Annotated in this window: 11 protein-coding genes; 1 reads left to right on the top strand and 10 read right to left on the bottom strand. The window is 66.2% G+C overall.

Features of this window, described 5'->3' with window-relative positions; genetic code table 11:
* A partial coding sequence (locus JNL31_RS10105; RefSeq protein WP_294972874.1) for a hemolysin family protein occupies window positions 1-1,267 on the top strand: 1,267 nt, incomplete at its 5' end.
* An 85-nt stretch (window positions 1,268-1,352) separates the two neighbouring features.
* Here the strand turns inward: JNL31_RS10105 and JNL31_RS10100 are convergent.
* From JNL31_RS10100 to JNL31_RS10055, 10 genes are all read right to left on the bottom strand, one after another.
* A complete protein-coding gene (locus JNL31_RS10100) occupies window positions 1,353-2,519 on the bottom strand; it encodes a peptidoglycan DD-metalloendopeptidase family protein (protein WP_294972872.1) in 1,167 nt (388 codons plus the stop codon).
* Window positions 2,520-2,576: 57 nt separating this feature from the next.
* The gene (locus JNL31_RS10095; protein WP_294972870.1) at window positions 2,577-3,248 is read right to left on the bottom strand and encodes a protein-L-isoaspartate(D-aspartate) O-methyltransferase; all 672 of its coding nucleotides are present in this window, start codon (window positions 3,246-3,248) and stop codon (window positions 2,577-2,579) included.
* On the bottom strand, window positions 3,245-4,030 hold the full coding sequence (surE, locus tag JNL31_RS10090) for a 5'/3'-nucleotidase SurE (protein WP_294972869.1): 786 nt from the start codon (window positions 4,028-4,030) through the stop codon (window positions 3,245-3,247). The genes JNL31_RS10095 and surE overlap by 4 nt, the downstream gene beginning before the upstream one ends.
* Before the next feature lie 266 nt (window positions 4,031-4,296).
* Window positions 4,297-4,449 (bottom strand): hypothetical protein, encoded by a 153-nt coding sequence (locus JNL31_RS10085; RefSeq protein ID WP_294972868.1) that lies wholly within the window; start codon window positions 4,447-4,449, stop codon window positions 4,297-4,299.
* A 290-nt stretch (window positions 4,450-4,739) separates the two neighbouring features.
* A complete protein-coding gene (iolB, locus tag JNL31_RS10080; protein WP_294972866.1) occupies window positions 4,740-5,546 on the bottom strand; it encodes a 5-deoxy-glucuronate isomerase in 807 nt (268 codons plus the stop codon).
* A gap of 11 nt (window positions 5,547-5,557) precedes the next feature.
* Window positions 5,558-6,469, bottom strand: a complete 912-nt coding sequence (gene iolE / locus JNL31_RS10075) for a myo-inosose-2 dehydratase (RefSeq protein WP_294972864.1) — start codon at window positions 6,467-6,469, stop codon at window positions 5,558-5,560.
* An 11-nt stretch (window positions 6,470-6,480) separates the two neighbouring features.
* Window positions 6,481-8,307 (bottom strand): 3D-(3,5/4)-trihydroxycyclohexane-1,2-dione acylhydrolase (decyclizing), encoded by a 1,827-nt coding sequence (iolD, locus tag JNL31_RS10070; protein WP_294972862.1) that lies wholly within the window; start codon window positions 8,305-8,307, stop codon window positions 6,481-6,483.
* Entirely contained in the window at window positions 8,304-10,208 is a 1,905-nt protein-coding gene (gene iolC / locus JNL31_RS10065; RefSeq protein ID WP_294972860.1) for a 5-dehydro-2-deoxygluconokinase, read from the bottom strand. The genes iolD and iolC overlap by 4 nt, the downstream gene beginning before the upstream one ends.
* A gap of 72 nt (window positions 10,209-10,280) precedes the next feature.
* Window positions 10,281-11,117 carry a MurR/RpiR family transcriptional regulator gene (locus JNL31_RS10060; RefSeq protein ID WP_294972858.1) on the bottom strand — a complete coding sequence of 279 codons (837 nt, stop codon included), beginning with the start codon at window positions 11,115-11,117 and terminating at the stop codon, window positions 10,281-10,283.
* 85 nt (window positions 11,118-11,202) lie between these two features.
* Window positions 11,203-11,865 carry a TetR family transcriptional regulator C-terminal domain-containing protein gene (locus JNL31_RS10055; RefSeq protein ID WP_294972856.1) on the bottom strand — a complete coding sequence of 221 codons (663 nt, stop codon included), beginning with the start codon at window positions 11,863-11,865 and terminating at the stop codon, window positions 11,203-11,205.
* Window positions 11,866-12,015 lie beyond the last annotated feature (150 nt).

The following is a 12,015-nucleotide window of genomic DNA, read 5'->3' as shown; positions in this document are numbered from 1 at the left end:
CGAAATCCTGGTCATTCTGGCTCTGATCGTCGTGAATGGCGTCCTGTCGATGTCCGAACTGGCCATCGTGAGCGCTAGGCCCGCCCGCCTGAAACCCCTGGAAGCGAAAAGCCGCGGCGCGCGCATGGCCTTGCGGCTGGCGGAACATCCGGGGCGGTTCCTCTCGACCGTGCAGATCGGCATCACCGCCGTCGGCGTCCTCTCCGGCGCGCTGTCCGGCGCGACCCTGGGCCTGCGACTGCAACAGTGGCTCCAGGGGCAGGGGGTGGACCCGGAATGGGCCTCGACCCTTGGTGTCGGCGGGGTGGTTGTGGCGATCACCTATGTCAGCCTGATCGTGGGCGAGCTGGTCCCGAAGCAGCTGGCGCTGCGCAATGCGGAAGGCGTCGCGATCCGCATGGCCCCGGCGATGACCTTCCTCTCGGTCATCGGCGCCCCCCTCGTCTGGTTCCTCGACAAGTCCGGCAAGGTGCTCCTCTGGCTTCTGGGCCAGCGCGGCGAAAGCGAGAACCGGGTGACGGAGGAGGAGGTCCACGTCCTTCTCGCCGAAGCCCACGAAGGCGGCGTCCTTGAGACCGAGGAACGCGAGATGATCACCGGCGTCATGCGCCTGTCCGACCGCACCGCCCGCGCCCTGATGACCCCCCGGCACGAAGTCGAGATGCTGCCCCTGGACGCCACCGGCGCCGAGGCCGTGGCCGCGATCCGCAAGGTCGCAAGGCCAAGGATGCCCGTTGCCGATGCCGAGGGCGAGGTGGTGGGCATCGTCCTTCTTTCCGACGCGTTCCAGGTCGTCTCGCGCCGGGAAACGCTCGACCTCAAGGCGCTGGTCCGCGACGTGCCGGTCGTGTCCGATCAGGCCGAGGCGCTGGATGTCCTTGAAATCCTGCAGAAATCCGAGCACCATTTCGCGCTCGTCTATGACGAGTACGGCCATTTCGAGGGCATCCTCACCACCGGCGACGTGCTGGAGGCGATCACCGGCGCAGTTGCCGCCAGCGAGCCCGACGAACCCGCCATCGTCACCCGCGAGGACGGCAGCTATCTCGTCGCGGGCTGGATGCCGGTAGACGAATTCTGCGACCGGCTGGGCCTCCCGCGCGGGATGGCCGGGGAATACGACACGGTCGCCGGGCTGATCCTGCACCAGTTGGGCCGGATCCCCGAACTGGGCGCCAGCTTCACCGCCGAGGGCTACCGGTTCGAGGTGATCGACCTTGACGGCCGCCGCATCGACAAGGTGCTGGTGGCGCAGGCGCCGGACTGACGGCTTCCGCCAATTTCCTCGAAGAAATCGCACCGGAGCCTTCAAAGGCTCCGCACCGGCGTTTTCGAAAACTCCGGCCCCGTCCCTACTGCAAATACCCCACCGGATCAAAGCTCTGCTTCGAGGTATTCCGTACCTCGAAATGCACGAAGGCCGGATCGCCCGCTGCCACCTTGCCGATCTCCTGCCCGCGCTTCACCTTGTCGCCCTTCTTCACCACCATGCCCGAAACCCCGACATAGACCGTCAGGAGGTCGCCCGCATGGCGGATGATGACGATCCCCTTGCCGTTGGTGTCCGCCGACAGAACCGTCACCGTCCCCGCATCTGCGGCTTTCACCGAACTGCCCGCAGCAGCGGCAATGTCGATGCCCTGGTTCTTCTTCGCGTCATAGCCCCGGATGATCTTGCCCGCAGCGGGCATCGCCATCTTCGACGAGGTGGTCTTGTCCGCCCCGAGGTCAGGCGAAGGCGGGGTGCCCTTCGGCTTCGTCCCGCTCGCCTCGGTCTTTTCGTCCGGCAGCGGCTCCTTGGCCGAGGGCGGTTCGGGCGTGGGCGAGCCCGCACCCGGCGCGGTCGGCACGGGTTCCGGGTCCGGCGCGGCGGCCGTGGCGATCGGGATGATCAGCGTCTGCCCCTCGCGCACCGCCATGTCGGACCCAAGCTGGTTCCAGTCTGCCAGCGCCTTGGCCGAGACGTTATAAGTCCGCGCGATGGTGAAGGCCGTCTCGCCGCGTGCGACGCGATGGGTCAGCGGCTGGCCCGAGACCGGCTTCGAGGCGACGGGAGAGGTGGCGACAGGCGTCGGCCCCGCCGCGTCCAGCGCGGTGGTCGCGATCGAGGTGATGTCGACCGACCCGCCGCCCGAGCCCGTGCCGCCGATCACCGCCGGCTGCGGCGTGGCCGAGACCCGCTTCGGCAGCAAGAGCATCTCGCCTTCGCGCAGCGGGTCGGTCGGGCGCAGTGCGTTGGTCCGGGCAAGCTCGTCCGGGGTCATCCCCAGGCGGCCCGCCATGCTGGCGACCGTCTCGCCGCGCCGGGCGGTGGCCATCTGGTAGTCGGGGTAGGAGATGATGCCGTTGCCATCGGGCGTCGGCGCGGCGGCGGTCGCCTGCCGGGCCGCATCCGAGGTGTCGCCACCCCCGGCCCGCAGGTCCCAGTCGAGGTTGCCGGTGTCGAGGCATCCTGCCAGCGCAAAAGCGCTTGCACCAAGCACCAGCGTTGCCCGCAGTCTTGATCCGGTTCTTGTCATGTCATCCCGCCTGATGATCCGCCCGCCCGGGTTCGGCCCGGTTTCTCGGGCTGCATCCTACTCGGAGCCAAGCCCCTCGACCAGTGGAACAAAGCGCACTGGGCGAAGTTCTTCGTAGTCGAACCCGCTCTGGGTCCGCGTGACCTTGATCAGCGCCTGCACCGCGTCGGACTGGCCTACCGGCACCACCATGATCCCGCCGGGCTTCAGCTGTTCCAGAAGCGGCCCCGGCGGGTCTTCCGCCGCCGCCGTCACCAGGATGCGATCGAAGGGCGCCTGATCCGGCAGCCCGTGCGACCCGTCCGCCGTGATCGTGGTGATGTTGACGAGGTCGAGCTTGCGGAACAGCTCTCCCGCCTCGCGCGTGAGCCGCCGGTAGCGGTCGACCGTATAGACCCGGCGCGCAAGCTGCGACAGGATCGCCGCCTGGTAGCCCGACCCGGTGCCCACCTCCAGCACCGTGTCGCGCGGGTTCACCTGAAGGGCCTGCGTCATGAGGCCGACGACCGACGGCTGGCTGATCGTCTGGCCGCAGGCGATGGGCAGTGGCATATCTTCATAGGCGCGGTCGGCGAAGGTGCCGCGCACGAAAAGGCCACGGTCGACCTTTTCCATCGCGGTCAGCACGCGACTGTCGGTCACGCCACGCGAGCGAAGGGCAAAGAGAAAGCGCATCTTGCGTTCGGCAAGCTCTTCGGAGGTCAGTTTGCCCTCCGGTCCCTGGGTCATGCCAGCCTCGCCTCAAGCTCGGCCAGAAGGTCATGCGCCGTCAGGTCGGCGCGCATCGGCGTGATCGAGATGAAGCCGTCAAGGTTCACCGCCGCGTCCGAGCCGGGCAGGGTGGGCGTGTGCTGGTGCCCGCCCTTGATCCACAGGAACTTGCGGCCCGAGGGCGAATTGTGCGGCTCGACCGAGAAGGCGGTGTCGCGGCGGAAGCCCTGCGGGGCGACCATCATGCCCCGGGTGTCGGCGGCAGAGAGCGGCGGGAAGTTGATGTTGTAGAAGACGCGGTAGTCTTCCTCGGCCCACAGCCCCTTGTCCAAGAGCGCGAGGACCACTGCGGCGCCGTGCACCCGCGCGCTTTCGAACGGATCGGCGAGCCTTGCATTGTCCGGCCCGAAGAACTGCGACAGGGCAATCGCCGGAACCCCTTGCAGCGCCGCCTCCATCGCGCCGCCGATGGTGCCGGAGTAAAGCACGTTCTCGGCGGCGTTGTTGCCACGGTTGACGCCGGACAACACGAGGTCCGGCTTCGCGCCATCCAGCACATCGTAGATCGCGGCCAGGACGCAATCGGCGGGCGATCCTTCGGCGGCAAAGCGGCGGGGGCCAAGCTCGGCGATCATCATCGGATGGGTATAGCTGATGCAGTGGCCGACGCCCGACTGCTCGAAGGCCGGGGCGACGGTCCAGACCTCGCCCTCCGGCCCGGCGATTGCCGTGGCGATTTCGGTCAGAACCTCCAGCCCCGGCGCGTTGATGCCGTCATCATTGGTGATCAGGATGCGCATGTTTCGGGGGTTCCTTCGGGCTTGCCCCTGATTAGACGACGCCTTCGTCGCCTTCAAGGCAAAGGCGCAGCGACAAGGCCGCTCGTCGCTCGACTTCGCCTCCTCCTCGCTGTTGTCCCAGCCCAGAGGGAAGGAGAAGATGTTATCGGCAAGCGGCCCCGACAGTGGTCAGGTCCGCGCCAACGCAAACGGCCAACCCATTGAAAGGATTGGCCGTATCAAATGTGCTCGGCCTGTGGGCCCGGGCTGTCAGTCCCACCGCCGAATTACTTGCCCGTTCCGGTCTTGGTGTGGCTGGCGCCGACGACTTCGGTGTGCACGATATGCGTGAAGTGATGGTCGTTCATATCGAACTTGGTTGCAGCAGCCGGGTTGCTGATCAGGACGGCAAGGACGAGAGCGGAAGCGGCGATTTTCATTCTCATCTCCATTGGCAAAGTGTTGTGCTGGGCTTTTCCTATTCCGCCGGGACCCCCGCATCCAGTGACAAACTCCGTCATGAATGCCGACGGCCGTAGGGTGGGTGCCAACCCACCACCCGCATCGCCCCGCTGCGACCTGAAAACAGACTTGATAGGACCGGCGTGCCTTCTTTGCGGCGGCGCGAAACGGCCCCGCGGTTGCTGCATTGGGGTTAAGACCACTTAAACGCAAACGGCCAACCCCTTGAACGGATTGGCCGCGTCGTGCCCGTCCTTCGTGGGCAGGCTCAGGCGTCGCGCTGGGCGATCCAGTCGTGGTCCGGGTCGTTCTTGAACCGCCATTTCCGGATCGGCCCGGCCATCACGTTCAGATAGTACATCTCGTAGCCATAAGGCGCGCCGCAGGGATGGTGCCCCTTCGGGACCAGCGTGACATCGTGGTTCTTCACCGCCATCACCTCGTCCAGGGACCCGTCCTCGGTATAGACCCGCTGGATGCCGAAACCCTGCCCGGGGTTCAGCCGCATGTAGTAGGTCTCTTCCAGATAGGTCATGTTCGGGAAGTCGTCCTCGTCATGCCGGTGGCTGGGGTAGCTGGACCAGTTCCCCGCCGGGGTGAAGACCTCCGTCACGAGGAGGCTGTCGGCCACGTCCAGCGCCTCCATCGCGATGTTGTTGACGTGGCGGGTGTTCGTCCCCTTGCCGCGCGGGGTCAGGGTGATCCCCTCCGGCCCCAGTCGCCGTGCGGGGTGGTTCCCTTTCCCGGGGGCCTTGCAGACCCCGATGGTGCAGGCCGTGGTCGCGGTGGCCTTCCAGTCGCTGCCGTTCGGGACATACAGGCAATGCGGCGGGGTCTTCTCGAAGACATCCATCCGCTCGCCCATCTCACCCCAGTCCTGCCCGGCGGCCTGGACCTTCGCCTTGCCCTCGACGATCACCAGGATCACCTCCTCGCCCCCGGTCGCCTCCTCGGCCACGTCGCCCGGTTCCAGCCGGTAGAGGGTGAAGCCGACATAGCCCCAGCCCGCAGAGGCAGGCGTCACCTCATGCACCTTGCCGCGTGTGCCGGTGGGTTTGAGAAGGAGGTTGGGCATGGTGCGGTCCTTCAGGAGGGGCGGCTGTGGTCGATGGTCAGGCCCGAGGCCTTGCAGACCTTCAGGATATGTTCGTAGCCCAGCTTTGAATACTCATAGGGCGGGGCCTTGGCCGGGTCCTGCTCGGCCTCGACCACGATCCAGCCGTTGTAACCCATCGCCCTCAGCTTGTCCGTCACCGCCTGAAAGTCGATGCAGCCGTCGCCCGGCACGGTGAAGGCCCCGGCGATCACTGCATCGAGGAAGCTTTTCCGGTTGCCACGGATGTCCTTCACGACTTCGGGACGGATGTCCTTGAAGTGGACGTGGTGCACCCGGTCGGCCCAGCGGTCCAGAACCCTCATCACGTCCGCTCCGCCGAAAAGGAGGTGGCCGGTGTCGAACAGCAGCTTCACGTCCGGGGTCGACCCTTCCATCAGCGCGTTCACTTCATCCTCGGATTCGATGAACGATCCCATGTGGTGATGATAGGCAAGGGTCATGCCCTGATCCGCCATCCACTTCGCCAGCTCGCTGAGTTTCGCGCCATAGGCCTTCACATCCGCCGCAGAAAACTTCGGCCGGTCATTCACCGGCACCGCGATGTTGCCCTGCACGGTGTTGGAACATTCCGCATAGACGATGCAGGGCGCCTTGAGCGCCACGAACTGCTGAACTTGCGCGCGCACCGCCTCGATCTCGGTCTTCACGTCGTTGATCAGAAGGTTGCCCGAACACCAGCCGCCGCACAGCGACAGCCCGTTCGCGGTCAGGTACGCCCCCAGCCCGGCGGTGTCCGAGGGCATCCGCCGCCCGCGTTCGACGCCGGTATAGCCGATCTCCCGCGCCTCCTGCAGCGCCTGTTCCATCGTGTAGGCGGCGGTCAGGTCCGGCAGGTCGTCGTTCTGCCAGGAAATCGGGGAAATGCCGATCTTCACGCTCATTCGTCTGTCCTTTAGTTCACAAGCCATTGGGCCTTGGTGCCCGCTTCATAGCCCTTGCGGGCCTCATTCACTTCGCGCCGGGTGGACACTTCGGGCACCGCCACGTCCCACCACGTCCCGCCCGCGCCAGTGCCGGGGCCTGCGTCGGTGTCGATGACGATCACCGTCGGAATGGTCGCCGATTTCGCCGCCTGCATGGCCGCCTCCAACTCGCCGATCCCGGCGGCCTTGACCACATTGGCCCCCATGCTGCGCGCATGGGCCACAAAGTCGATATTGGCCGCGTTCACATGGTAGCTGTCGTCCAGCATGTTGTTGAACGGCGCGCCGCCGGTGCCCTTTTGCAGCCGGTTGATGCAGCCGTAACCCCGGTTGTCGGTCAGGACCACGGTGAAGGGGATCGCCATCATCACCGCCGTCGCCAACTCGCTGTTGGCCATCATGTAGCTGCCGTCACCGACGAAGCAGACCACGTCGCGCTGGGGCAGGGCCATCTTGATACCCATCGCCCCCGCAACCTCATAGCCCATGCAGGAAAAGCCGTATTCCATGTGATAGCCGCCCTGCGCCGCGCGCCAGAGGACATGCAGCGCACCCGGCATGGTGCCAGCGGCGGACATGATGACCGAGTTCTTGCCCGACACCCGGTCGACCGCCCCGATCACCTGCGCGTCGGTCGGCAGGTCGTTGCCCTTGGGCGCGGCGAAGAGGGCGTCGGTGGTGGCGAACCACTTGGTCCGGGCGCCGAAGTCCGGGTCGGCGAAACGTTTCGCCCCCAGCGCGGCGCTGATCTTCTCCAGCGCGACCTTGGCGTCCGCGACCAACCCCTGTGCGCCACGCTTGGCGGCATCATAGCCGTGGATGTTGATCGACAAGAGCTTGCGGTTCGGAGCACTGAAAACTGTCCACGACCCGGTGGTGAAGTCCTGGAACCGCGTGCCGACCCCGATCACCAGGTCGGCCTTCGCGGCGAGTTCGTTGCCGCAGCCGGTGCCGGTCACGCCGGGCGATCCGAAGTGCAGCTTCTCCTCCCAGTCGACCGCGCCTTTCCCGGCCTGGGTTTCGACCAGCGGGATGTTGTGGGTCTTGGCGAAATCCAGCAGCGTCTGTTCCGCGCCGGAGTAAAGCACCCCGCCCCCCGCCACGATCAGCGGGGTTTTCGCCGCCTTGATCGCGGCAACGGCGGCCTCAAGCTCGCGCTGGTCGGGTTCGGGGCGGCGGATGTGCCAGACGCGCGCTTCGAAGAATTCCACCGGGTAGTCATAGGCTTCCGCCTGGGTGTCCTGACAGAAGGCAAGGCAGACCGGGCCGCAGTTCGCCGGGTCGGTCATGACGCGGAAGGCGCGGGGCAGGGCGGTCAGGATGTGCTCCGGGCGGGAGATCCGGTCGAAATAGCGCACCACCGGGCGGAAGCAGTCGTTGGCGGAAACCGTGGCGTCGTCGAAATCCTCGATCTGTTGCAGCACCGGGTCGGGCGCGCGGTTGGCGAAGACATCGCCGGGGATGAAGAGGACCGGCAGGCGGTTCACATGCGCCAGCGCCGCCGCCGTCACCATGTTGGTGGCGCCGGGGCCGATGGAGGAGGTCACGGCCATCGCCTTGCGCCGATGGTTCGCCTTGGCATAGGCGATGGCAGCATGGGCCATCGTCTGTTCATTGTGCCCGCGCCAGGTCGGGATCACATCGCGGTGGGCATGCAGCGCCTCGCCCAGACCCGCCACGTTGCCGTGCCCGAAGATCGCCCAGACGCCCTCGATGAAGCGGGAGCCATCCTCGGCCTGTTGCAGCGAAAGCCAGCGGACAAGCGCCTGTGCAGCGGTGAGACGGATCGTGGTCATGCTTTTGCTCCCTCACGCGCCTTGTCCCAAAGGGCGGCAAGGCGGGCATAACGGTCGGACATCATGGTGACGGCGGCTTCGTCGGTCATCTCGCCCTTCAGCCAGCCGCGCGCGGCGTCGCCAAAGATCGTGCGGCCGATGGCGAAGCCCTTGACCAGGTCGTGCTTGGCGGCGAGCGCCAGCGAGACGGACAGGTCGGCCTCGGACGCATCCAGCCCCAGCACCACGATACCGCGCACATGCGGATCGTTCGCTGTGATCGCGGCGCAGGCGTTCTGCCAGGCGGCATCGGTGGCGAAGGGTTCCAGCTTCCACCAGTCGGGGTAGACGCCAAGGTCATAGAAGCGCTGGATGATCTCGGCGCTGGTCCGGTCATCGGTCGGGCCGACCTTGGACGGGATGATTTCCAGCAGCATTTCCAGCCGGTTGCGGCGGCAGGCGTGGAACAGCCGCAGGACGGTGTCTTCCTGTCTCGCCTTGGTTTCCGCGTCGTCGTCCGGGTGATAGAAGCACAGGACCTTGACCACCTGCTCCAGCGGCCATTCGGCCAGCCCGCCGAAATCCGGGCCGATCTCGGGTTCCAGAGTCAGCGGGCGCGAGCCCGGCCATTCCACCGGCCGCCCGATCCAGAGCCCGGTGCCCGCCGCCTGGAACAGCGCATCCCGGCCAAGGCGGCTGTCGCACAGAATGCCATACCCGGGCCTGCCATCCGCCACCTTCAGCGCCGCATCAAGGCACAGCTCCTTGAAGGCGCCGATCTTCGCGGGGGTAGCACCCTCCATCGCCTCAAGCTGCATCCGGTGGTCGAAGGCGAAGACACGCATGGTCGACCAGTCCTTGTGACGGTTGGTCGCCCAGTGGACCTGCTCCAGCGCCTGATCCTTGCGCAGCGCCTTCTGCACCACACCGCGGTTCAGGAAGAACTGCAATTCCTCCCAGCTGGGATAGGCCGGAGTGCAACCGTGCCGACTGACCGCAAAAGCCCCGCAGGCGTTGGCGTATTTCAGCGCCACCGGCCAGGGCTCGCCGTCAAGCCAGCCCTTGATCAGGCCCGACATGAACCCATCACCCGCGCCAAGAACGTTGAAGACTTCAATCGGGAAACCGGGGCCAGTCTGCCCGTCGTCAAGCGAGTCCGGGATTGCGCCGGTGAAAGCAACAGCCCCCATCGGGCCGCGCTTGCAGACCAGCGTGGCATTCGACACGGCCCGCACGGCGCGCAACGCCGCGATGGTGTCGGTCGAGCCGCCCGCGATGTGGAATTCCTCTTCCGTGCCGACGATCAGGTCGAAAAGATGCAGCGTCGATTGCAGCTTCGCCGTGACGGCGGCGCTTTCGATGAAGCGGTTCTCGCCGTCGCCATGGCCGGAAAGGCCCCAGAGGTTCGGGCGGTAGTCGATGTCCAAAGCGGTCTGCAAACCATGCTTCCGCGCCAGGGTCAGCGCCTTCAGCACGGCGGCCTCGGTGCGCTTGTGCGACAGGTGCGTGCCCGTCGCCACGACGGCCCGCGCCTCGCTGATGAAGCCTTCGTCGATGTCGCCTTCGTCCAGCGCCATGTCGGCGCAATTTTCCCGGTAGAAGATCAGCGGGAACTGCTTGTCGTCGCGGATGCCGAGGAGGACCAGCGCCGTCAGCCGCTCCGGGTCGGTCTTGACGCCGCGCACGTCGACGCCTTCCTTGGCCAGTTCCTCGCGGATGAACCGGCCCATGTGTTCGTCGCCGACCCGGGTGATCAGCGCCGATTTCAGCCCCAGCCGGGCGGTCCCGGCGGCGATGTTGGTGGGCGAGCCGCCGATGTATTTCTGGAACGACCCCATATCCTCCAGCCGGCCGCCAACTTGCGCGCCGTAGAGGTCGACCGAGGACCGGCCGATGGTGATCACGTCAAGGGTCTTGGACATGGGCTTGCTCCGTGGAGCCGACTCGGCTCGAACGATGGAACGTTTATTCTATTTAGCCGAGTCGCGGAAGAGCTAAGTTTCGCGCCGTGCCGCTACAGCAACGGCCAGCGACAACGCCAGGGCAATGACCGCCGACAGGGACCGGAAGGCGCCGAAGTCGATCTCGGTGACGGTCAGGATCGTGTCGGCGATCCCGGCCAACTGGCTGGCGGGCGGATCGGTCAAGACCACGACCGGCAGGCCGCTGTCCCGGGCATGGCTGGCAAGGGCCAGCGTTTCCTCGGAATAGGGGGCAAAGGTGATGGCCAGAAGCGCGTCGCCCGGTCGCAGGCTGGACCGATGGCCAAGCCCGGCAACACCGTCGTGCAACACGGCCGCGACGCCGAGCTTGTCGAACACATAGGCCAGGTAGCTTGCGACCGGGAAAGACCGGCGAAAGCCCGCAAGATGGATGGTCCGTGCGCGAGCCAAGGTTGCAACTGCCTGATTCAACGTATCTTCATTCAGATCGCGCGCCAAAGCTTCCATTGACTGGCGTCCCGCCTCGACGAATTCGGCCACCAGGGTCGAGGGCTGGCCGACCCCGCCGGCCTTCAGGTTTGCCAGCCGCGTCGCATAGTCGGGCGCACTGCGCGACAGGGCATCGCGGAACAGCCGCTGCATTTCGGCAAACCCGGTGAACCCCATGATCTGGCAGAAGCGCATGACCGCCGAGGGGGGCACTCCCGCGCCGTGGGCTACCTGCGCCACGGTGGAAAGGGCGATCCGATCCAGATGGGTGGCGACATGGTCGGCGCATTGCTGCAGGCGGCGGGGAAGCTGGCCGTTCAGGGCCAGAAGCCGGTCACGGAATGCTTCGACCGATTGCGGCGCCTCGCGCGGTTCGGTCGACGGTTCACCCTTGGGCATTGACGCTCTCGCTGGCTGATCCGGGGCAGCATAGCACACGGAACGTATGTTCCAAGCACTCATTCCGCGGGACAAATCCGCGCAGTCAGCCCGCGCTTTGCCGGATCAGCCCGTCCGGCGTGAAGTGGTCGGGGAAGCAAAGCGCAACACAGGTGCGCACGGTGGTCAGCGCCTCTTCGCGGCTGTAGGGCGCGACCATGGTCATGAGGTCAAGCCAGGTGCCCTCGATCGTGACACGGATGACGCGCGCAATGTGGCGAGCATTGCGGTTGTAGCCGCCTGCGTCGCTCAGCCGCTGGCATATGCTTTCCAGCTGCAGATTGTAGGCGTCGTCCTTCTCGCCGCAGGCCTCCTGATAGAACGGTCGCGACTGTGCCTCGCCCCAGAAGCTGCACCAGGCGGCAAGGCGCGAGGGGGTGCAGATCGCCGGGTTGAAATCGGCCTCGACCAGCGCATTCAACTGGTCAGCCGGGTCATTGCCAGCCTCGGCCAGCGCCTCCTGCCAGTTCCGGCGATACTCCTCGGCCAGATAGTTCAGGGTTTCGGCGAGAAGCCTCTCCTTGGTCTCGAAATGGAACAGCACCAGACCGTGCGACAGGCCCGCCGCGCGGGCAACATCAGTCAGCGTGGTGCGCGAATAGCCCCGCGCTGCCAGAGTCTCGATGGTGGAATCGATAAGCTGCTGCCGACGCGCCTCGCGGCTCATGGTGCGGGGCATGCGCGCTTCGCCTTGCAGGGTCTTGGTCACGCTTTCCCCTTTGGTTGCCGTTGCGCATCGGAACCCGCCGCGCGCCGCACGGGCGACGATGGCGCCGCGACAGGTCTGACGCCCCGTCTAGCGAAAGCGAAAGCCCCGCGCCAGAGGGTGCGGGGCTTCCAACAAGGCTGAAGAGATGGG

The organism is Tabrizicola sp. (assembly GCF_016792905.1).
In the GTDB taxonomy this organism is placed as follows: Bacteria; Pseudomonadota; Alphaproteobacteria; order Rhodobacterales; family Rhodobacteraceae; genus Tabrizicola.
Note: the sequence above shows the minus strand (reverse complement) of the source record. Positions and strands in the feature narration are given on the sequence as shown.